At 32.8% G+C, this 21,967-nt stretch carries 19 protein-coding genes and 2 tRNA genes; 12 read left to right on the plus strand and 9 right to left on the minus strand.

Annotated elements, in window-relative coordinates; translation table 11 throughout:
- Nucleotides 1-105 precede the first annotated feature (105 nt).
- The gene (pdhA, locus tag EU91_RS02120) at nucleotides 106-1,179 is read left to right on the plus strand and encodes a pyruvate dehydrogenase (acetyl-transferring) E1 component subunit alpha (protein ID WP_032524876.1); all 1,074 of its coding nucleotides are present in this window, start codon (nucleotides 106-108) and stop codon (nucleotides 1,177-1,179) included.
- 1 nt (nucleotide 1,180) lies between these two features.
- Here the strand turns inward: pdhA and EU91_RS02115 are convergent, their stop codons facing one another.
- Both EU91_RS02115 and EU91_RS02110 read right to left on the minus strand, forming a co-directional pair.
- Nucleotides 1,181-2,122: an RpoD/SigA family RNA polymerase sigma factor gene (locus tag EU91_RS02115; RefSeq protein WP_032524877.1), complete on the minus strand. Its 942-nt coding sequence runs from the start codon at nucleotides 2,120-2,122 to the stop codon at nucleotides 1,181-1,183.
- Between the two features lie 141 nt (nucleotides 2,123-2,263).
- Entirely contained in the window at nucleotides 2,264-3,829 is a 1,566-nt protein-coding gene (locus EU91_RS02110; protein ID WP_032524878.1) for a bifunctional ADP-dependent NAD(P)H-hydrate dehydratase/NAD(P)H-hydrate epimerase, read from the minus strand.
- Between the two features lie 46 nt (nucleotides 3,830-3,875).
- Here EU91_RS02110 and mnmA point away from each other — a divergent pair, with 46 nt between their 5' ends.
- Complete coding sequence (mnmA, locus tag EU91_RS02105) at nucleotides 3,876-5,033, plus strand: tRNA 2-thiouridine(34) synthase MnmA (RefSeq protein WP_032524879.1); 1,158 nt, start codon at nucleotides 3,876-3,878, stop codon at nucleotides 5,031-5,033.
- Here mnmA and EU91_RS02100 read toward each other — a convergent pair.
- Nucleotides 5,030-6,517 (minus strand): acyltransferase, encoded by a 1,488-nt coding sequence (locus tag EU91_RS02100; RefSeq protein WP_032524880.1) that lies wholly within the window; start codon nucleotides 6,515-6,517, stop codon nucleotides 5,030-5,032. The two genes, mnmA and EU91_RS02100, sit on opposite strands and share 4 nt — an antisense overlap.
- An 85-nt stretch (nucleotides 6,518-6,602) precedes the next feature.
- Between EU91_RS02100 and EU91_RS02095 the strand changes: the two genes are divergently transcribed.
- The 3 genes from EU91_RS02095 (at nucleotide 6,603) to sodX (ending at nucleotide 8,128) form a co-directional block, all read left to right on the plus strand.
- Nucleotides 6,603-7,175, plus strand: a complete 573-nt coding sequence (locus tag EU91_RS02095) for an FKBP-type peptidyl-prolyl cis-trans isomerase (protein ID WP_032524881.1) — start codon at nucleotides 6,603-6,605, stop codon at nucleotides 7,173-7,175.
- A gap of 78 nt (nucleotides 7,176-7,253) precedes the next feature.
- Nucleotides 7,254-7,727, plus strand: coding sequence for a superoxide dismutase, Ni (sodN, locus tag EU91_RS02090; protein ID WP_032524882.1), 474 nt, complete (start codon nucleotides 7,254-7,256; stop codon nucleotides 7,725-7,727).
- 8 nt (nucleotides 7,728-7,735) lie between these two features.
- Entirely contained in the window at nucleotides 7,736-8,128 is a 393-nt protein-coding gene (sodX, locus tag EU91_RS02085) for a nickel-type superoxide dismutase maturation protease (protein ID WP_072012904.1), read from the plus strand.
- Here sodX and EU91_RS02080 read toward each other — a convergent pair.
- The 4 genes from EU91_RS02080 to EU91_RS02065 are packed head-to-tail and all read right to left on the minus strand — an operon-like array spanning nucleotide 8,087 to nucleotide 12,034.
- The gene (locus EU91_RS02080) at nucleotides 8,087-8,758 is read right to left on the minus strand and encodes a hydantoin utilization protein A (protein WP_032524884.1); all 672 of its coding nucleotides are present in this window, start codon (nucleotides 8,756-8,758) and stop codon (nucleotides 8,087-8,089) included. The two genes, sodX and EU91_RS02080, sit on opposite strands and share 42 nt — an antisense overlap.
- Before the next feature lie 55 nt (nucleotides 8,759-8,813).
- The gene (trpC, locus tag EU91_RS02075) at nucleotides 8,814-9,701 is read right to left on the minus strand and encodes an indole-3-glycerol phosphate synthase TrpC (protein WP_032524885.1); all 888 of its coding nucleotides are present in this window, start codon (nucleotides 9,699-9,701) and stop codon (nucleotides 8,814-8,816) included.
- 12 nt (nucleotides 9,702-9,713) lie between these two features.
- Nucleotides 9,714-11,153: a dihydrolipoyl dehydrogenase gene (gene lpdA, locus EU91_RS02070; protein ID WP_032524886.1), complete on the minus strand. Its 1,440-nt coding sequence runs from the start codon at nucleotides 11,151-11,153 to the stop codon at nucleotides 9,714-9,716.
- A gap of 5 nt (nucleotides 11,154-11,158) precedes the next feature.
- Nucleotides 11,159-12,034 (minus strand): TrmH family RNA methyltransferase, encoded by an 876-nt coding sequence (locus EU91_RS02065; RefSeq protein ID WP_342503435.1) that lies wholly within the window; start codon nucleotides 12,032-12,034, stop codon nucleotides 11,159-11,161.
- Nucleotides 12,035-12,193: 159 nt separating this feature from the next.
- Between EU91_RS02065 and murA the strand changes: the two genes are divergently transcribed.
- The 4 genes from murA (at nucleotide 12,194) to EU91_RS02045 (ending at nucleotide 16,599) form a co-directional block, all read left to right on the plus strand.
- The gene (murA, locus tag EU91_RS02060; protein ID WP_032524888.1) at nucleotides 12,194-13,564 is read left to right on the plus strand and encodes a UDP-N-acetylglucosamine 1-carboxyvinyltransferase; all 1,371 of its coding nucleotides are present in this window, start codon (nucleotides 12,194-12,196) and stop codon (nucleotides 13,562-13,564) included.
- Nucleotides 13,565-14,092: 528 nt separating this feature from the next.
- Nucleotides 14,093-14,174, plus strand: a tRNA-Leu gene (locus tag EU91_RS02055).
- Between the two features lie 5 nt (nucleotides 14,175-14,179).
- Nucleotides 14,180-15,355: an aspartate aminotransferase family protein gene (locus tag EU91_RS02050; protein WP_032524889.1), complete on the plus strand. Its 1,176-nt coding sequence runs from the start codon at nucleotides 14,180-14,182 to the stop codon at nucleotides 15,353-15,355.
- A gap of 11 nt (nucleotides 15,356-15,366) precedes the next feature.
- Nucleotides 15,367-16,599, plus strand: coding sequence for a bifunctional folylpolyglutamate synthase/dihydrofolate synthase (locus tag EU91_RS02045; protein WP_032524890.1), 1,233 nt, complete (start codon nucleotides 15,367-15,369; stop codon nucleotides 16,597-16,599).
- Here the strand turns inward: EU91_RS02045 and EU91_RS02040 are convergent.
- Both EU91_RS02040 and EU91_RS02035 read right to left on the minus strand, forming a co-directional pair.
- Nucleotides 16,596-17,951: an FAD-binding oxidoreductase gene (locus tag EU91_RS02040; protein ID WP_032524891.1), complete on the minus strand. Its 1,356-nt coding sequence runs from the start codon at nucleotides 17,949-17,951 to the stop codon at nucleotides 16,596-16,598. The two genes, EU91_RS02045 and EU91_RS02040, sit on opposite strands and share 4 nt — an antisense overlap.
- A 38-nt stretch (nucleotides 17,952-17,989) precedes the next feature.
- Nucleotides 17,990-19,225 carry an amidohydrolase family protein gene (locus EU91_RS02035; RefSeq protein ID WP_032524892.1) on the minus strand — a complete coding sequence of 412 codons (1,236 nt, stop codon included), beginning with the start codon at nucleotides 19,223-19,225 and terminating at the stop codon, nucleotides 17,990-17,992.
- Between the two features lie 129 nt (nucleotides 19,226-19,354).
- On the opposite strand from EU91_RS02035, the gene EU91_RS02030 reads away from it, so the two are divergent.
- From EU91_RS02030 to EU91_RS02020, 3 genes are all read left to right on the plus strand, one after another.
- A tRNA-His gene (locus EU91_RS02030) sits at nucleotides 19,355-19,427 on the plus strand.
- 73 nt (nucleotides 19,428-19,500) lie between these two features.
- A complete protein-coding gene (gene miaB, locus EU91_RS02025; RefSeq protein ID WP_032524893.1) occupies nucleotides 19,501-20,895 on the plus strand; it encodes a tRNA (N6-isopentenyl adenosine(37)-C2)-methylthiotransferase MiaB in 1,395 nt (464 codons plus the stop codon).
- A gap of 9 nt (nucleotides 20,896-20,904) precedes the next feature.
- Nucleotides 20,905-21,966, plus strand: a complete 1,062-nt coding sequence (locus EU91_RS02020; RefSeq protein ID WP_032524894.1) for a D-alanine--D-alanine ligase family protein — start codon at nucleotides 20,905-20,907, stop codon at nucleotides 21,964-21,966.
- Nucleotide 21,967: the final 1 nt, after the last annotated feature.

Genomic DNA, 21,967 nt, shown 5'->3' on the forward strand with positions numbered 1-21,967 from the left:
TCCTATTGATAATCTTAGACAAATTTTATCAAGTTAAAAAATTTTTTCATATGGTCTTACAGAGTTATTAAAAAAAATCATGAAATTAGACCTTCGCAGCTTAGAATGTTAACAAATCAAAACTTCATTAAGGTATTTTTCTTGGAAACACCCGTAGAGAGAATCTCAAATCTTCAAGACATAAAAAAAGCCGAATTAGATCGAGAATCCGGATTATTTCTTTATGAGGATATGACACTTGGTCGTAGATTCGAAGATAAGTGTGCAGAAATGTACTACAGGGGGAAAATGTTTGGTTTCGTACATCTATATAACGGTCAAGAAGCTATAAGCACTGGGGTAATTGGTGCCATGAAAAAGAAACATGATTGGTTTTGCAGTACTTACCGCGATCATGTACATGCATTAAGTGCAGGTGTTCCATCTTTTGAAGTAATGAGTGAACTTTTTGGAAAAGCTACAGGATGTAGTAAAGGCAGAGGTGGGTCTATGCACTTATTTTCAAGAGAGCATCACTTACTCGGTGGATACGCATTTATTGGAGAAGGAATCCCAGTTGCTTTAGGAGCAGCCTTCTCAAGTAAATATAAAAAGGAAGTTGTTGGCAATAATAGCAGTGATGCAGTAACTGCAGCATTCTTTGGAGATGGGACTTGTAATAATGGTCAGTTTTTTGAATGTTTAAATATGGCCCAATTATGGAAATTACCCATAATTTTTGTTGTTGAGAATAATAAATGGGCTATAGGTATGGCTCACGATAGAGCAACTAGTAATCCAGAAATCTGGAGAAAAGCTTCTGCTTTTGGAATGCATGGTGAGGAAGTTGACGGAATGGATGTTTTAGCTGTCAGAGGAGCAGCACAAAGAGCGATTGAGCGAGCTAGAGCAGGAGATGGGCCGACACTTTTAGAATGCCTCACTTATAGATACAGAGGACATTCTCTTGCTGATCCAGATGAATTAAGATCCGAGAAAGAGAAGGAGTTTTGGGGAAAAAGAGATCCTATAAGAAAGTTAGCACAAGAAATTATTGATGGTAAATTTGCCACGGAAGATGAGTTAAAAAATATCGAAAAGAAAATAGACAAAGAGATATCAGAATCTGTTAAAAATGCTTTAGAGGCTCCTGAACCACCTTCACAGGAATTAACTAAATATATTTGGGCGGAGGATTAAGTTAAATACCGCTAGGTAATTTTCTTGTTAAATTTCTTAATTTTCTTAATGCCTTAAGTTCAACCTGTCTAACTCTTTCCCTAGAAACTTCTAATAATCTTCCTATTTCAGCGAGTGTATGTCTTTCATTTCCATCTAATCCGAACCTTAGTTTAAGAACATGCTGCTCTTGTTCGCTTAGATGACTTAACCATTTCCCAAGTTGCTCTTGATGCATTTTCTGTTCAACTTGATCTAAAGGCTCTTCATTATTACTATCTGCGATTAGATCACCTAAAAAGCTCCTACCATCATCACCATTAACTGGAGCATCTAAACTACTTGTTGATAAAGCTTGTCTTAAAACAGAATCTAATTCCTCTACATCAATTTCCATTGCTTCTGCAATTTCAATTCTGCTTGGCATGGCACCAAGTTTGTGAGCCAAATCCCTACTAACTTTTCTTATAGATGCTAGCCTTTCACTTAAGTGAACTGGTAAGCGAATCGTTCTTGATTGACAAGCAATTGCTCTTGTCATACTTTGTCGAATCCACCAAAAGGCGTAAGTAGAAAACTTATAACCTCTTGTAGGATCAAATTTTTCTACAGCCCTCTCCAATCCAAGCGATCCTTCTTGAACTAAATCAAGAAGTTCAAGTCCTTTACCTTGGTATTTCTTTGCTACACTGACTACTAATCTTAAATTAGCTTTCATCATTCTTTCCTTGGCTCTTCTGCCAATTTTTATTGTTCTTTTTTGATGAGCCGTAAATTCTTTAATTTTTTCATTCAATGTGCCATCTTCTGTAAGAATCATCATTTTCTGGACTTGATTACCCAGTTCAATTTCTTCAGCAGGTGTTAGCAAAGGGACTCTGCCGATATTTTGCAAATACCAGCTGATCGGATCGTTACCTCTTCTTTTCCGTGGTTCTGTTTGAGCTGGTATTGAAGAAACCATAATTTTGACCTAAAGGAGGTATTAAAACTTTCCTATACTTTTTTGAAAAAAGCCAAATATTTAATGCGCGCTTCAGATTTGATGTAACAATTGCATCTTTATGTGTTTAAAACTAGAAATAACTCTCTTTAATTGTTTCTTTCAAGATATTTGTCTCGTTTTCCCATTTCTCATTATTTTTGACAACTCATCACCAATAGCAGATGCATTTGACCCCGTTTTACACTTTGATGCAGCGAATGAATGTAAAAGAACGTATTTAGCAAAAAAATCAGTTGGTACATTTCTACTGAAGGTTAAATCAATCGCAGATATGCCAGCTAAAAATCCAGTTAAAAGATCACCTAATCCAGCTCTAGCTGTGTGAGAATCAGTACCAAAAATTTGCCATGCTTTCTTGTTATTAGCAATTACACTATTAGCACCTTTCAATAGAATACTAATATTAAATTCTTTTGCGGCATCGCCAGCTAACCTTAAGTTGGTATCAGATTTCATATCAGGGAATAATCTTCGAAATTCTTTGCTATGTGGTGTAATCCATGTATTAAATTTTCTCTCTAAGAAGAATTTTGACCCTAACTTAGATTCCGAAATTCTATTAAGTGCATCTGCATCCAATATCAATAATCCTCCATAACTAATAAGATAGTCTTTTGATTTTTGCCAATCATCATTATCAATTCCTATTCCTGGGCCAACAGCTACTGAATCAAATGCACTTAAATCAATATTTTTTAATGCACTATATAAAGAAGCATTTCCATTTTGATTAGATTGCATAGTTCCCTTTAAAACTATTTCAGGAGCCACTTGCCAAATAGATTCAGCAACCAACTCAGGCAGAACAGCGGAAATAAAACCTGCTCCACTTGATATGGCCCCTTTTAATGCTAAGTATGCAGCGCCAGGATATTTTTCACTTCCGGCTATTAATAATGTTCTGCCTCTTTTATATTTGTTGGAATTTTTTGGTAAAGAAGGTAAGTCAATATTTTTTAAATCTTTGTAAGTAACCTTAAAAACTTTTTTTTCAATCTTGAGTAGCTTATAAATAGGCACCCCAATATCGATATGGTGCAATTCTCCAATAAAAGGTAAAGCTGAATCTTGCGTCAACCCAATCTTATGAAGACCAATAGCCAAGGTATGGTCTGCCTTTACTGCGTTACCTAAAAAAGGCTCTCCTTTATCAGGACATAATCCTGTTGGAATATCAATACTTATTACTTTGCCATATTTGTTATAAAATTTTTGATTAAAAAGTTTTATTAATGTATTATCGACTTTTCTTTTTTGATTATTACCAAAAACTGCATCAATCCAAAGTTCTTTTCCATTTGCATCAGGGGGCTCTACTAATTTTGTGACGCCAATAGATGTAAGATAATTAACATGGTTGATTGTTAATGTTTTTTTTATAGGGAATGGACACCATACCTTTACTAAAAAACCTTTCAAAAAAAGCTCTCTAGCTATTACCGCACCATCCCCACCATTATGCCCAGGGCCTATAAAAACAGTTATTCCATGCTTGAGAAGAGGTTTCTTTTTTAAGAGCCATCTACTAATTTGGATACCTGCTTTTTCCATCAATGCTTCTTGTGGCATTCCATCAGAAAACATTTCTTTCTCTAATTTCAACATTTGCATTGAATCAACAATTAAATGTTTTGAGTCAATTGTTGGCCATACAATTTCGTTCATAATTAGTACAAAGCAATTTAGGTACTGTTCAAAAATTTAAACTTCCATGTTAAAGACACAAAAGGATAAAAAATCAGAGAACTGTTTTTCTACTAATAATAAAACTAATAAAAAGAAAAATATTATTGTAGGTCTTTCTGGTGGCGTAGATAGTTCTCTTTCAGCTGCTCTTCTTGTAGAAAAAGGCTGGAATGTTGAGGGACTAACTCTTTGGCTAATGAAAGGACAAGGCTCTTGTTGTTCTGAAGGATTAGTAGATGCTGCTGGCCTTTGTGAAGATTTGGGAATTAATCATAAAATAATAGACTCAAGAGAAATTTTCGAAAGAGAGGTAATTAAAAAAACTACTGAAAGCTACGAGAAAGGATTCACACCACTTCCATGTTCGATGTGCAACAAGAATGTGAAGTTTGAAGAGATGCTTAATTACGCATTAAACAAAAAAGACTTTACTCATATTGCGACGGGACATTACGCAAGGATAAAAAAATCATCTTATGCTGAAACACTTGATTGCAAGAGCTTTGTATTTAATGACTTCCTTCTTCTCAGAGGTGCTGACGAAAACAAAGACCAAAGTTATTTTCTTTATTCTCTTTCACAAGAAGTACTAAGCAGATTAGAATTTCCCCTTGGTGAAATGAAAAAAGAAGAAACAAGAAAGGAAGCCCTGAGATTAGGCCTTAGAACTGCTCAAAAACCAGAAAGTCAAGATTTATGTTTAGTTGAGCATTATGGATCAATGCAGAGATTCATCGACAAACACATTGAACCCAAAGAAGGAGAAATTGTGCATGTAAATGGGAAAATCCTAGGAATACACAATGGTATACAGCACTTTACGGTAGGTCAAAGAAAAGGTTTGGGCATCGCTTGGCCGGAACCACTATATGTAAAAAGTCTAGACAGGGTAAAAAACATTGTTTATGTAGCAGATAAAAGTGATCTATTTAATAGAGAAGCAATAATTAGTAAGATTAACTGGGTTTCTATCGAAGAACCTAAACAAGAAATTGAAGTAGAAGCACAAATCAGATATAGAAGTCATCCAGTAAAAGGAACTTTAATTCCTTTGAAAAATTTTGATAGTCCAACTACAACATTTAAATTAATTTTTGAAGAAAGTCAAAGTTCGGTAACGCCTGGACAAGCTGCAGTTTTTTATAAAGGAGAAATTTTATTAGGTGGCGGATTAATTAATTAATTAATTTTCCAAAAGAAATTTAATCCCATAAAAAATATAAACAATAACAAAATAGGTTTATCGCCAAATTTTGTATAGAAAGTCTTCTCGGATGAAAAATTAGGGAAAACTACTTTATTTTGCTCCACATTAAAATCCAGAAGTTGGATAATTTTCCCATCATCACTTACCAAACCCGAAGGACCAGTGTTTGATACAAGTAGATTATCTTTTTTATTTTCGATACTTCTCAATCTTGCCAAAGACAGGAATTGATTATAAAGCTTAGTTGGATAGGGATCTAAATTTGCTGCAGTTATTATTAGTTTTGCACCGCTATTAATAGCCTTTCTTATTTTCAATCCATCACTAATTTCATAACAAATAGCCACTGCTAATGGGGGTGTAAATTTAGGATCAAAAAATCTTGAATCAGAACCTGGTTGAATTCCTCCTACTGCAGATAATCCTCTTGAAAAACTATCTAGAAATCTAGGTATTTTTTCACCTAATGGAACAAGTCTATTTTTATCTATAAATGAGGTAAAAGATTTATCTCCAATTTGAAACCCGAGTAAAGAACTTCTTAACTCCTTATTAGAATTTCTGAAACCTCCTGCCAAGGTATTAATCTTAAAGCCTTTAGATAAATAAAAATTATTATACAGAGTCCCTTCAGGAGCAACGAGAAGTTTTGCTTGATTGGCTAAAGCATATTTTTGAGCGATAGATTGTTTTTCTTTAATAAATTCATCATCTATTTTAAATTTTTCTCTTGTTGGGAGGTTAGTTTGCCAAATAGATACAGGATATTCATAATTTCTTTTAATTGAAGTTGTTAAACCCCCAAATAGATGTAAGAAAAAAATAATAAAAAGTCCGAAAATAAATATTTTTTTAAAATGAAGCTTTCTTCTCCATCTACCATGACAAAAAAATATCCAAAATCCAATCAATATTTGTAATACGCATAAACCACTTGCGCCAATCCATCCTGCCAAACCAGCAAGATAAATATCACCTGGAAGAACACTCTCGCCTAAACCTATCCAAAAAAAAGGTGTTTGAGAAAGTATCAATTCACCTATCCCCCAAGTCAAAGATAAAAAAAATACTTTTACGGCTAAAGGTAATGTTTTCATTTTAAAAACATCCTCTTTCCAGAGAATAATTTCAACTAACAAACCCCATAAATAAACTAATAAACCTCCCAGAAAAGCACAAAATAATAATATTGAAATAGTGATTATTAAACTTACAAGCCATGAAAAACCTAGCCATGTTAATGGATGAAGATCATAAAGCCAAGAATGACTTATCAAGATAAAGAAAAAACCCCAACAAAAATTTGCTATTCTTCTTTCACTTGCTTTCCATAAAATAAATAATGATATCGGCATAAAAATCAACCAAAAATAGGTTGCAACAGAAATTCCCCCTAAAATGCCACCTAAACATGGGTAAAAATATTGTTTTAAACTTTTAACTTGAGTTGGGATTAACAATCTAAAATTTCAAATTAAATTTCAAATCACCCATTTATTGTACCTTTATTCTGTAATATTAGTTTTAGTAACTTTCAAAATCTAAGTGAAAGAAGTCTTTATCAGTTTTGCAGTTTTTGTTCTTTGTGTTTCATTAACAATTTTTAGTCAATTTAATTCCCCTCAAGTTGTTAATGCTGCTGAATCAGAAAATCAATTAATTCAACAAAAGCCTCTAGCAAAATCATCAAATATTTCAAATAATAATTTATTTGAACTAGACCCATCAGATCCAAATCCTATACTTTTCGCCATGACAGAAGAAACACCATCAGACAGCAATTCAAGGACTACAGAAAGTGGTCTAATTATTGCAGATATCGTTAATGGGGAAGGAGATGAAGCTAGTGCTGGGCAAACAGTTACTGTAAATTACACAGGAACTCTAGAAGACGGGACACAATTTGATACCAGTATCGGAAGAGCTCCATTCAGCTTTCCCTTGGGTGCTGGGCGAGTAATAAAAGGTTGGGACGAAGGTGTAGCAGGCATGAAAGTTGGAGGTAAAAGAAAATTAACAATACCTCCGGAACTTGGATATGGATCAAGAGGAGCAGGAAATGTAATACCTGCTAATGCGACCTTAATATTTGAAGTCGAATTATTAAAAGTCAATTAAATTAAGTAAGAAAAATATCTAAGACTTTTCAATTTAGTTAATCTCCAAGTAGAATATATACATTACAAGACATTTGAAATGTTAAGTAAATTCATCAATTCTTTTCTAGATAAAAAATCCGCAATTACAGCCCATGCTCACTGTGATGGTCCTTGTGGTGTTTACGACCCAGCATCTACAAGAGTTGCAGCTGAAGCAGTTTTATCAATGACAAAAAAACTTATTGCATTAGAAGCTCCTTCTAGCACTGATTCAACCGAGTGGGCTGCCTACAGTAATACGTTTTCTAGATATGTTGCAGTTAAAGAAGAGCAAGCAAAAGAAACAAAGAAAGAAATTCTAATTTTGTGGACAGATTACTTTAAACCAGTTCACTTAGAAACTTATCCAGATTTACATGAAACCATTTGGAAGGCTGCCAAATTATGCAGTGCATGCAAAGTTAATATTGACTTGGCTCAAGCTGAAGAACTCATGAGTTATGTAGAAAAGATTCATAATATTTTCTGGGCTTCAAAAGGAAGAACAGACGCTTTTGTAAAAGCTAGTTAACCAGAATTATTTTCAAAAGTCTTTTTGATTTCATTCTATTTTTTTTAGGTTTAAGAAAAACTGCCATTATTAGTGGTGAATCGATGTTTCCTTACCTAAAAGAGGGTGATATTGTATTTTTTAAAAAATATAAAAAGAATAAATCAATTCTTAAAAATCGACAAATAGTTATCTTTAATCATCCACTTAAAAATAAAAACCTAATAAAAAGGATAAATTCAGTAAATCAAAATAATGTTGAGGTTATTGGCGACAATATTGAATTTAGCGAAGATAGTAATAAATTTGGATTAATCAATAACGAAAAAATAATTGGGATTGTCACCTCTAAATTAATTATTCCTAAATTAAAAAATTTTTTAATTCAAAAAAACGGAAGCACTTTTTTGAATCCAAAATAATCCCAAAGAAAAGGAAAGCCCTCCTGCTACAGCTATTAATCTTTTAATAAATTTTTGACTTGATTTAAAGGTGGTAAAAGATATTAAACAAGTAAAAAGATTCATACATATTAGTGAACCAATCATATATGAAATCAAATATAAGCAAGCGCTCGTTAAAGGTAGTGCTAAAGCAGGAAGAACTGCAAGAAAATGTGAACCTCCAGCTACACCGTGTAGCAAGCCTAAACCAGTCAAAGCATGTGAGTGCTTATTATTATTTTTTTGTTCCTTAACATGAAAGTGAAAGTGACGATGGGCAATTCCATTCTCATGCTTATGGGAATGAGAGTGGATACTTAATTGAAAAGAATTTTTTACAGCAAATACTCCAACAATTAGAAGAGAAATTCCAACTAGGAATTCGGCAATATTAGAAATTTTGTTTAATTGCGCAATATCCTTAATAAAAATCGCTAGAAAAGCTAACAAGAGGACACCTGAAGAGTGTCCCAAGCCCCATGAGAAACTATTTTTAAGAGCTTTTTGGGGATTATTAATCGCTGCTGGTGCCATTGCAATTAGATGATCAGCACCACTAACTACATGTACAAATCCTGCAACTATACCTGTTAAAATTACAGCTTGCATATATATTCAGAACAACTATTTTTATTCAATTTTATAGCACAATTTGGAATCAAAATTAAATTGAGTTAAATAATTTATTGAACGATTGTTCAATATCAGTTTCTCTCATAAAAGTTTCACCAATTAATACTCCCTTGATTCCAATAGATCTAAGCGATTCTAAATCTTCGGCACAATTAATCCCAGATTCACTTATGGAAATAATATTTTGTTTTAAAAATATATCTGAATATTTATGCATCAATTCTATTGATGTTTTTAAATCTGTTTTAAAAGTCTTTAAGTCCCTATTATTTATTCCAATCAAATTAAAAGATTTTAACTTTAGAATCCTTTCTAATTCATTAGAGTTATGGACTTCAACAAGCACGCTCATCTTTAAATTATCAGCTATTTTCTTTAAATAAATTAAATCGTCATCACTTAAAATCGCAGCGATTAATAATATTGCATCAGCACCAGATACCCTTGCTTTATAAATCTGGTAAGCAGAAATAATAAAATCTTTGCAGAGTAGAGGGAGATTAGTTGATTTCCTTACAGTTTCGAGAATTTCATAACTACCTTGAAAAAACCTTTTATCGGTAAGTACTGAGATACATGATGCACCTAATTCTTCATAACAAATTGCTATGTCTGCAGGGTTAAAATCTTTTCTAATAACTCCTTTACTCGGACTAGCTTTTTTTATTTCAGCAATTACTCCTGGTTTTATTTTTGAATCCAAGATATTTTTATAAAAATCCTTTGGAGCGGAAAGGTTTTCAATCTTTTTGATGAGATCTTCTAAAGAGACTATTTTTTTAAAATTCTTAATTTCAATGTCCTTGTGCCATACAATTTCTTCCAGAATATTTTTTGGTTGTGCTTCTCTATGAGGTACAGCATATTCTAAATTTTCTACCCTTACTGTTGGATTTGGTGGCCTGCGTCTTATCTCCATTAATTTTAGATATTACTTTATTTGAGAAGCCGCTTGTTTATATGCGACCTCAACTACTTCACTAAGAGTGGGATGAGTATGAACTTCTTTAGATAATTCAATTACATCTTGGTTCCTTGAAATAGCGTTCGAAATTTCTTGAATTAAATCAGCTGCATGTAACCCAAAAATATGAGCACCTAATACTTTCCCATTATCTTTATTGAAAATCAACTTGAGCAATCCATCACTCTCCAATTCTGCCAATGCTTTTGAATTGGCTTTGAAGAAACTTTTGACAACTCCCAAAGGGAAATTTTCTTTTACCGATAACTCTTTAGCTTCAGCCTCAGAGAGTCCAACTGAACTTATCTCAGGGTGAGTAAAGGTTGCTGCAGGGATACTTTTATAGTTAATTTCGACGTTACCACCGCAAATATTATCAACCGCAATAGTCCCTTGGGCTGCGGCTGTATGGGCAAGCATTAGTTTGCCTGTTACATCTCCAACAGCCCAAATATTAGGTATTATTTCATCACCATTTTTAACTCTCATTTGATCATCAATAGGAATGAAGCCCTTTACTGTTTCAATCCCAACCGACTCAAGATTTAATTTATCACTATTAGGACTTCTGCCTGTTGCGACTAGAACAGCGTCAACTTCTAAAGTTTCTAGAACTTCTTTAGATTTTGCATCTGTCAGTTCTATTTTTACAGGACAGCCAGGTGTTATTTTTGTCGCAAAGACATTTGATTTTGTATCAATATCTCTTGATTGAATAAGATTCTTCTTGGCAATTTTTGTAATATCTGGATCAAATGTTGGCATAATATTTTCCAAAGCCTCGATCATGGTAACTTCACAACCTAGCGCCGTATAAACATCAGCAAATTCTAATCCTATATATCCGCTTCCAATAATAGCTATCCATCTTGGAAGCCATTCAAGTTTGACCGCGTCATCACTAGTAAATACAGTCCTATTATCCAAAGTTATTCCACGGGGCACAAAAGGAGAAGAACCAGTTGCTATAACAATATTCTTACAAGTGAAAATTTTATCAATACCGTTTTTATCTCTTACACCTACTTTTTGATTTCCTTCAATTCTGCCAATACCCAAAATAATTTCAACTCCACTCCTTTTGAGAGTTTTTGTTAAATTTTCTCTAACATTTAAAACTAAATTATTGGCATGATCTGCAATCTTTGACCTCTCAAATCTTACTGGGGCAGCATGAATACCAAGTTTAGCTAAATGTTCATAATCAGCTATTTCTCTGACTTTTCCACTAGCAGCCAAAAGAGCTTTTGAGGGCACACAACCCTTGTTAACACAAGTGCCGCCCATATCAGAAGATTCTACTATTGCAACTTTAAGTCCTTTACCGGCAGCATGTTTGGCGGCATCAAAACCTCCATATCCTGCTCCTATAACGATTAAATCAAAATCAAAACTTGAATCAGTCACTTTATCTACGTATTAGAGGTGTATGCGGCTCTTTTTCGTTCAAGTAATAAAGGAACTGCAACGCAAGCCACATTCAATGATTCTACAAGCTCACTATGCGGAATTGTAATTGTTTCATAAAAAGCTTCTTTAATTTTTTTATGAATACCTTGCCCCTCATTACCCAAGATTAAGACCGTAGACTTAGTCCAATCAATTTCCCAGTAGGGTTTTGAAGTTTTTTTTGAACTTTTACTATAGCTACTAGTAGAAAAAATCTTAAATCCTAAATTCGATAATTCAGATAAAGACTTTAATAAAGAATTTATTATTTCTTCTTCAGTACCCTCATATCTTTGAAATGGGAGGTGAAAGACTGCACCAGTTGATGCTCTTAACACCTTTTGGCTTAATGGGTGTGCACCTCCAGCTAAAAAAATTGCATTAACTCCAGCAGCTAGAGCAGTTCTAAAAAGATTACCCATATTCCCAGGGTCTTGAATCCTATCGAGAACTAGAACAAAATTATCTTGACTATTGAATTGATAATTAGGTATTGATGAAATTTCTACTAATGCTGCGATGCCATCTGGATTAACAGTTGTAATCGCAGAAGCTAAAACCTCTTCAGATACCAAGTTTATTAGTGATTGATCAAACTGTGAACTAAGGTTTTGGTTTTTTTTGAGCCATTTTTCAGTAACTAAAATTTTGCAGGGGGAATTTCCAGACTTCAATAATTCCTCAATAAGATGAGTCCCCTCTATACAAAAAAGATCTTTGTCTTTGCTAGAGGATCCGCTCTTAAATGATCTAAAAATTTTAACTAGATTATTGTTTTTACTAGTTATTTTTAAAAAAGTATTTTCTATGAGTAATTTGAAAGATTCGTATTCAACTATATTTTAATTACATAAATATTTTGATCAATAATTTTTAAATTTTTATTTCCAAAGAAATCAAAAAAATACATTTTCACTTTTAATTAATTTTCAAGACGTTACATAGGGTGGACTTACTAATTTTCGTTTGTCATCATGAATCTAATAAATTAATTTTTAATGATTTGCGTAAGCAAAAAGAAGTCATATCTTAAATCACAAAATTTAAAGATTTTTGGCCAAGGCAAATTAAATGGGTTCGTTGAAATAAGTGGTGCGAAGAATTCGGCCTTAGTTTTGCTGGCTGCATCATTACTAACTAATGAAAAAATAGTTCTTCAGAATGTTCCTCGTCTTACTGATATTGAAAAAATGGGTAATATTCTCAAGAATTTAGGCGTTAATTTAAAAGAAAAAAACAATACTTTAGAAATAGATTCAAAAAATATTTCTATTAAAGAACTTCCAAATGAGCTTGTTAATGGATTAAGAGCTAGTTTCTTTTGTATAGGTCCACTATTAAGCAAATTTGGAGAGGCTAAAGTTCCTATGCCTGGTGGGTGCAATATTGGTTCAAGGCCAATTGATGAGCACATTGACGGGCTTAGAGCATTAGGAGCGGAAATTCTTATTGAAGAAGGAATTGTCAAAGCAAAAATAAAAGGAAAGAAAAGTAGATTAATTGGTACTCATATCAAACTAAAATGCCCAAGCGTAGGCGCAACTGAAACTTTAATAATGGCAGCATCATTAGCAGAAGGAAGAACGACCATTGAAAATGCTGCAAGAGAACCTGAAGTTCAAGATTTATGCCAAATGCTTAATACAATGGGTGCAAAAATTTACGACTCTGGTAAAGAAAAAATAATTATTGATGGTGTTAATAAACTTGGTGGTTGTATTCATAAAGTAATACCAGATCGAATAGAAGCTGGAACTTTTTTAATAGCTGCTGCGGCAACCTCCTCCTCAATAACAATTTCTCCTGTGATTCCTAATCATCTTGAAGCAGTAACTAATAAGCTTCGAAAAAGCGGGAGTAAAATTACCATTAAAGGTAATTCAATCACAATAAATCCTAGAGAGCTTAAGGCAGTAAATATAAATACTGCACCTTTCCCAGGTTTCCCAACTGATTTACAAGCACCATTTACAGCTCTAATGACAATAGCTAATGGTGAATCAAAAATAACTGAAACAATTTTTGAAAACAGAATGAATCATGTTCATCTACTTAATAAAATGGGTGCAAATATAAAGTTGGACAAAAACGTAGCTTTTATCAAAGGTGTAAAAACAATTAAGGGCATGGATTTACTTGCCTCAGATTTAAGGTCATCAGCTGCATTAATAATTGCTGGGATAATAGCAAAAGGTAATAGCAGGATCTATGGTTTAGAGCATCTAGATAGAGGTTATGAAAATTTTGAATCAAAACTAAAAATATTGGGTATAAAAATAACCAGACAGTTTAACAAAAGTACTTCGACAAATAAGGAATTTAAAACAAGTTCAGACCCTGCAGATATTCCTCGATTTAAAGTAGCCTAAATTGCAAAAAATATGTGGATTATTAACTATTTAAACGTAAGCAATATTAATAAGTGAAATACAACCTAAAAATAATAAAAATAAAACCAAAAAACGGTTAGACCATATTTTATTCAAACCGTCAAACTTAGATTGATTCATGCCCAGGTCCCGTTGTTAGATCCAAATGCTGTAAAAATCGTTATGGCGACGAAAAAATAAGGTACAAACTTTAAAGATAATTTTTTTGCTTTAGTTTTGGACATTGTAAATTTTTTCTTTAAATATAACATAATATTACTGAATGTGAAGCTTTATTCGCGAAAATAGATTTTTAATTTGATATTTGCTACATAATTGTAACATATATGTTAAAGTATGCATTTAAATCTTTTTTATTATCAGCAAATTCAATGAATATAATTCTACGTTTTTAACGAAAAGAGTAGCTATTAACAATCGTTATCTTGATTACTGTTTATTGACCAAAACAATAGTCAATAAGTTGATTTTTGTTATAATAAAAAAGTTCATTTTTGCAAAAGCCTTGGGAGCGTGGTGGAATTGGTAGACGCACCGCACTCAAAATGCGGCACCTTCGGGTATGTCGGTTCAAGTCCGACCGCTCCCACTTTGATGAATACCTATAGTAGATTCGATATATCTTTCAAAAAAGGAAAAGGTTGTTGGCTATGGGACAAAACAGGTAAAAAGTATCTTGATGCAGTCGCTGGCATAGCAACTTGTAGTCTTGGACATAGCGATCGAGTTTTAAGAAGAAGACTATCAACTCAACTAAGAAAGATCCAGCACATTTCCAATCTCTACAACATTGAAGAACAAGAACAATTAAGCAGAACTTTAACGAATATGAGTTGTGCCAAAAGTGTCTTCTTCTGCAACAGTGGTGCGGAAGCAAATGAATCAGCAATTAAATTAATTAAAAAATATGGTAATACAATAAATAAAAATAAAGAATCAATTATTCTTGCAGCAGAATCTAGTTTTCACGGCAGGACGCTGGCAGCATTAAGTGCTACTGGACAGCCCAAATATCAAAAAGGCTTCGAACCATTGATTCAAGGGTTCAAATTTTTTAAATTTAACAATTTTGATTCGGTAAAAAAATTATTTGAAGAGTGTGAAAATAATAATCAAAAAATTTCAGGCGTTTTAGTTGAACCAATACAAGGAGAAGGTGGCGTAATTCCTGGAAGTAAAATATTTTTCAAAAGCCTAAGAGATATATGTGATAAATCTAATTCTCTTCTCATTTTAGATGAGGTCCAAAGTGGGGTAGGTCGAACTGGAAAAATGTGGGGTTATGAGAATTTAGGAATTGAACCTGATGGATTCACGCTTGCTAAAGGATTAGGAGGAGGTCATGCAATTGGAGCATTATTGGTAAAAGAAAAAGCCAACATATTTTCTCTAGGAGATCATGCAAGTACTTTTGGAGGAAACCCATTCGCTTGTAAAGCTGCCTTAACTGTTTTAGAAGAAATAAATAGAAGAAATCTTGTCAATAACGTTTATTTAAGAGGGGAACAATTAAGTGCTGGTTTTGAAGAGTTGACAAAAAAATTTCCAAATATTATCAGCGGAAAAAGAGGTTTAGGTTTAATACAAGGTCTTGTAATCAATGAAGATTATGCTGATGCAAAAAAAATTACATTAAAAGCTTTTGATAAAGGATTACTGGTAGTTCCTGCAGGAGGAAACGTTGTAAGGATTGTCCCACCATTAGTTATATCTCGAAGAGAAATTAATATTCTTTTGGATAAGCTAAATTCAATTTTTGAAGAGTTATAGCTATTTAAATTTTGAAAAATGCAAATTTAAAAATTTTTGAATTATTATCACCTAAATATGAGAGGGATAATATCAAGTTAGGTTTATCAAGAATTAAAAAAGCACTTCAAGAACTTGGTAATCCATGCGAAAATATCCCTGCTATTCAAATTATTGGAACCAATGGGAAAGGATCAATCGCGGCATATTTAGAAAGTATACTTTTTGAAGCTAAATGTAATTTTGGTGTAACGACATCTCCTCATCTTTTTGACATATGCGAGAGGATTAGAGTTAATAAAAAAAATATTAACAAAACTGATTTTGAAAAAATCTATAGATTTATAGAAAAAAATTTTTCAACATTTGAATTAACTCCTTTTGAAAAAATAATTTGCTGCGCACTAAATTTTTTTGAAAGTAAAAAAGTTGAATTGCTCATTCTTGAAGCTGGCTTAGGGGGAAGATTAGATGCAACAACTGCCCATAAATCTAGACCAATAATTGCTATTGGAAATATTGGCTTAGACCATAAAGAATTTCTTGGAGATACGATTGAAAAAATTGCCAAAGAAAAATTAGCAGTTATCGAAAAAAACTCAATTGTCATCTCATGCGACCAAAATAGTCAAGTTAAAAATTTAATAACCAATAAAGTTAAAGAGGTTGGAGCAGAAATTATCTGGAAAGATGCAATTTCAAACAGCTATGAGCTTGGATTAAAAGGAATTTTCCAAAAGCAAAATGCTTCAGTAGCTGTTGGAGCAATTGAAGCGCTTAATAATTTGGGATTTAATATTAAAGAAAAATACATATATGAAGGTCTTAAAAAGACAGCCTGGAACGGAAGGCTAGAAATAATAAATTATTTCAATAAAGAAATTCTTGTGGATTGTGCGCATAATTATCCTGCTGCAAAAGCACTTAGTAAAGAGCGAAGCAATTGGGAGAATGAAGATAAAGGAATTTATTGGATTTTAGGTGTCCAAAGACAAAAAGACATTTACGCAATATTAAAAACACTTCTAAAGAAAAATGATCACTTATTGCTTGTGCCAGTTCCAAACCAACCTAGTTGGAAATTAAACGAACTCTCTCAGATTAAAGAAATTGACTTTCAAAAAACAATTGAATTTAAAACATTTGAACTTGCTATTGAGTATTTATTTTCCCTAGAAAAATGGCCACCTAATCATCCTGTCCTAGCAGGTTCTATTTTTTTAGTTGCTGAATTTATTAAATATGCAAAAAAACAGAAATGTTAAATATTAAATTGTTCCTTTACTTCCCAACCTTCTAATTTTCCTGGATTTAATAAACCTTTAGGATCAAATTTCAATTTCGCTTTTACTTGATCTGCGTCAACTACTCCTAGGCCTCCGCCTTCGACAGTTAGAACATGGGGATTAAAAATAAACGCACCAAGTTTCTTACAATCTTCCATTATTTCATTTAATTCATCTATCCCATTCCACTTTAATACAGGCAAAGCAGCTAATCGGGGTGATCCTTGTTGAGAAACTGCCTCTAAATGCCAAAGAACTTTCCTACCCCATTTTTTTTTCATAAAATTAATCAATTCTATTTCATTAGAAAGTGGCAAAAGCATTTGTAAATACGTCCAATTCTTATCCCTAGACCTCATATGAAGAGTTGTATGATTCCATACGACTTCAGAAATTCCATTAACGAGTTTTTCTTCTTCCCCAAGGAAGGTAGATTCAACTTTAAATTTTTTACAAATTAGCTTGATGGTTTTTGTTCCTCCAAGAGTAGATTGAATTAATATCTTGTGACTTCTAGAATTACTTTTAAACCAATTTGGCATTTGATCTACAATTTCTTCTTCAAGAATTGCTCCCAGTTTCAGATCAATTGCTGCGCTCGTAAGATTTTTTAATATTTCTATTGTTTTTTCAAATTCAATACAGTCGATAATTATTGAATACCACTTACGTTTTATATCAGTAGCAAGTGATAAAGAAGTAATTATTCCATTAGTCCCATAAGCATGATTAAGAGGTTCAGATTCTTGAGCATCAAATTTTAATAATACAGGTTTTTCATTCATCGTTACTGCCTCTAAACCAATAAGATTTCCTGGATCTCTTAAAAATCCCCACCTAATGGACCCAATACCTCCTGATCCACCTGCAATAAAACCTCCAATTGTTGCAGTTTTCCAAGTACTAGGAAGTAACCTTAATTCCCTCCCATATTTCTCTAATTGTTTATTCAAATCTCCCATCACGCAGCCAGACTGTACTTTTACAAAACCTGTATCCGGATCAAATTCTTCTAACTTATTTAAGTTACTCATCTGCATTACAACTCCTTTAAACAATGGGACAGCTTGTCCATAATTACCTGTACCTGAACCCCTTAAAGTAAGTGGGATAGAAAAATCCCAACAAATTTCTGCAACTTCCTTTACCGCTTTGTGATCACTAGGTCTTACCACCAAATCAGCAATACATCCGTCTAATTTTTCAGTAAGGATTGGAGAGTAGTTATAAAAATCTTTTGAAAGTCTTTTTATGTCAGATTGGCTTTCAATAATCTCTAAATTTTTGACTTCCCTAAATCTGTCTATAAATTTAAAATTATTTGATGTCATTAATAGAATTTTTATTATGTTTTATATAAATTAGCCAATTAGCAATATAAATCGCCTTTTATATACACTTTTCTCTTTAAGGTACTCGAAAAAACATCTGCCCATCTTTGTGCATCTAAAATTACAAAGTCAGCAGGGCAACCCTTTTTAATTAAACCATCCCATTTTAAGTTTAATAATCTGCTTGGAGCTAAAAAAATAGAAGATAGAGTCATTCTCTCCCAGGGATTTATTTGAAGCATAGGTATTGAGCAAGACAACATATAAAAAGGATCAAAATTACCAAATGGGAACCAGGGATCTTGAACGTTATCACTACCTATAGATACATCCACGTGTGCTTTTTGTAATTGCTTTATTGGCGCAACTGGTCTTTTTAATGAAGTAGTTTTATTACTTCGATTGAGCAGCCAAAAATTTGTTAGAGGTAAAGCAATAACTTTGATATTTTTCTCAGCCATTTTTTCTCCTAAATTTAAAATCTCTCTTTGACTTAAAGAAATAAGACTACTCGAATGACTACAGGTAATTGGAATATTATTAATCTTTAAATTTTCGATTGTCTCCAATAAAACTTTTATTCCGGCCCCAGGCTCAATGATCGATTCATCTATATGCAAATCAATTTCTAATTTATATTTACTCGCTAGAAGAAGCATCTTTGCGAGAAATTTGCTTGTATCTTTTTTATTGAAAGGGGGGACAATAACACCTCCTAAAATGCCTCCAAAAGAGGAAAATATTTTTGCCAACTCTTCTCCATTAGAAGTATCCCAAAATTCCAATGGGGCTAGAGCAACGTATTGCAAAGTCAACTCAGATGAAAATTTTTTCTGTAATTTGAAAAGTTCAATCCAAATATTAATTGATTGACTTTTGTATGTATCAATATGACTTCTAATAGCTCGGTATCCATTTTTTATAGCAAGTTTTAATGACTTCTCAACTCTCTCTAGAACCTTATCTGTAGTTCTAGTTTTATGTTCTTCAAGATTTATTGATAATGCTCCTCCATAGTTTGATTCCAGGTTAGGAAAATCCTCCCATGTAAAAGATTTATCAAAATGCGAATGCGTTTCGACAAATCTTGGGAATAAAATGTTTCTTGGTTTTGTAACTTTATTTTTTAAAGGCTTTAACTCAGTAACAAATCCATCATCCCAACTAATGGAAACTGAACATAAATCCTCTACATCAATAATGAGGTTATCAATATCTTCTATTAAACAAAGGCTTCTGGGAATAAGAACCTCAGCTGTGCCGGAATTACTCAAATTTTTAAATTTTCTTTTATTTTAAATCATAAGAAAACTATACTGAATTAGTAAATAATTCAAATTTCGCTAAAAGAATAAAATAACTATGAAAAATTACCCTTGAGTTGTTAAATTTATAAATGTGAGGCGGGCGTCGCCAAGTGGTTAAGGCAGCGGCTTGTGGCGCCGCTATTCGGGGGTTCGAATCCCCTCGCTCGCCCTCAAAAAAAATTGCAGCAAAATTATTTAACTTGTAATTTTGAATTAAAAAATCATAAAAAATTCCTAGCAAAGTGCTAACAAAAACAAACCTAGACGAAAAAAAATTTCAAAGGAATTCAACTACAGGCAGTTATTGGATAACTACATTTGGATGTCAAATGAACAAGGCTGATTCTGAGAGAATGGCTGGGACATTAGAGAAAATGGGATATACCAGAGCAGATAATGAATTAAATGCCGATTTGGTCTTGTACAACACATGCACTATCAGAGATAATGCTGAGCAAAAAGTTTATAGCTTTCTAGGAAGACAAGCAAAAAGAAAGCACAAAATGCCCAATCTAAAACTTGTTGTAGCAGGTTGCCTTGCTCAGCAAGAGGGAGAGTCCTTACTAAGAAGAGTCCCAGAACTTGATCTAGTAATGGGGCCTCAACACGTAAACAACCTTGAGAATCTTCTGGGAAAAGTTGATTTAGGAAATCAAGTTGCTGCCACTGAAGAAACCTTCATTTCTGAAGATATAACAAATGCCAGAAGAGAAAGCTCTATTTGTGGATGGGTTAATATTATTTATGGATGTAATGAAAGATGTTCATATTGTGTAGTTCCCTCTGTCAGAGGGAAAGAGCAATCAAGATATCCAAGTGCTATAAAAAGTGAGATTCAAAAATTAGCGGATGATAATTTTAAAGAAATTACTCTTTTGGGGCAGAATATTGATGCTTATGGAAGAGATCTTCCTGGGACAACAAAAGAGGGGAGAAAAGAAAATACTCTAACTGACCTTTTATATTACATTCATGATGTTAATGGGATTAGTAGAATTAGATTTGCTACTAGCCATCCAAGGTATTTTTCAAAAAGATTGATTCAAGCTTGTTATGAACTTGATAAAGTCTGTGAACATTTCCATATTCCCTTCCAAAGTGGAAATGACGAAATCTTAAAACGGATGTCTAGAGGATATACTATCAAAAAGTATAAAAATATAATTGAGAATATAAGATCATTAATGCCAGATGCATCAATAACAGCGGACGCTATAGTTGCTTTCCCAGGTGAAACCGAACAACAATATCAAGATACATTGAAACTTATATCAGATATTGGCTTTGATCAAGTTAATACTGCAGCATACTCCCCAAGACCAAATACGCCTGCAGCAGTTTGGTCGAATCAACTTCCAGAAGAAGTAAAAAAAGAAAGATTGCAGGAAATTAATACTTTGGTCGAGAGAACTGCTAAGAGCAGAAACCAAAGATACATTAATAATATTGAAAGAGTTTTAATTGAGGGTTTAAATCCAAAAAATTCTTCGCAAATTATGGGCAGAACAAGGACAAATAGATTAACTTTCGTAGGAATTCCCAAAAACACCAAATTTGACTTTTCATTAGGAGATGAGATAGACGTCAGAATTAATGAAGCAAGGCCTTTTTCTTTAACAGGTGAACTTTGCTTATAGTTTTTCTAAATGATTGAGGAAAAGAAAAGATGTATTGGGTTAATATTTGGTGGGTATTCCAATGAACATGAAGTATCGATATCCTCTGCAAAAACAGTTTTTGAAGCCTTTAATTCAGAAATAAACAAACAACGTTATAAAATTAAGGCATTTTACATAAATAAATATGGAGAGTGGATTGATAGTGATTTATCAGAAAAAATCCTACTTGATCAAATTGATCACAATAATATAAAAAAGTCTAATCAAGGAAAGATAAACTTCTTAGACGGAATTGACTTTCAATATATTGATGTGTGGTTTCCTCTTCTGCATGGATTTAATGGTGAAGACGGATCAATTCATGGCTTAATTAAATTCACTAAAAAACCTTTAGTCGGATGTGGAATTTTAGGTTCTGCAATAGGGATGGATAAAATAATGATGAAAACAATTTTCTCAAATCTCAAAATCCCACAAGTTAAGTATCTTGCTTTTCAAAATGAAGATCTCAATGATATAAAAGTAAAAAACAGACTAATTAGTGAGATTGTAAAAAATTTAAATTTTCCTGTTTTTGTTAAACCATCTAACTCTGGATCATCTCTTGGTATCTCTAAAGTCATAAATGAATCAGAAATATTGCATGCCATAGAAAAAGCTTGGGAAATAGATCCAAGGTTTTTAGTGGAGGAAGGCCTTGAAGTAAGAGAAATTGAATGCGGAATAATTGGGAATTCGAAACTATTAACCTCTGAGATAGGAGAAGTAACTTACGAAAGTGATTGGTATGATTACGATTCGAAATATAACTCAAATAATAATAATATATCTATACCAGCCGAAATAGATGCAAAAATAACCAAGCAAATCAAAGAAATTGCTATCCAAAGTTGTAGAGCACTAAATATTTTTGGTTTTGCTAGAGTCGATTTCTTTTTAGAAAAATCTTCAAATAAAATATTGTTAAATGAAATAAATACAATTCCAGGTTTCACCAAAAAAAGTATGTTTCCAATGCTTTGGAAAGCTTCAGGTTTAAATATTGAACAACTTGTGGCTAAACTGATAGATATATCTCTAGATTTATAAT

The sequence above is a fragment of the Prochlorococcus marinus str. GP2 genome (assembly GCF_000759885.1).
GTDB classification, from domain to species: domain Bacteria; phylum Cyanobacteriota; class Cyanobacteriia; order PCC-6307; family Cyanobiaceae; genus Prochlorococcus_A; species Prochlorococcus_A marinus_J.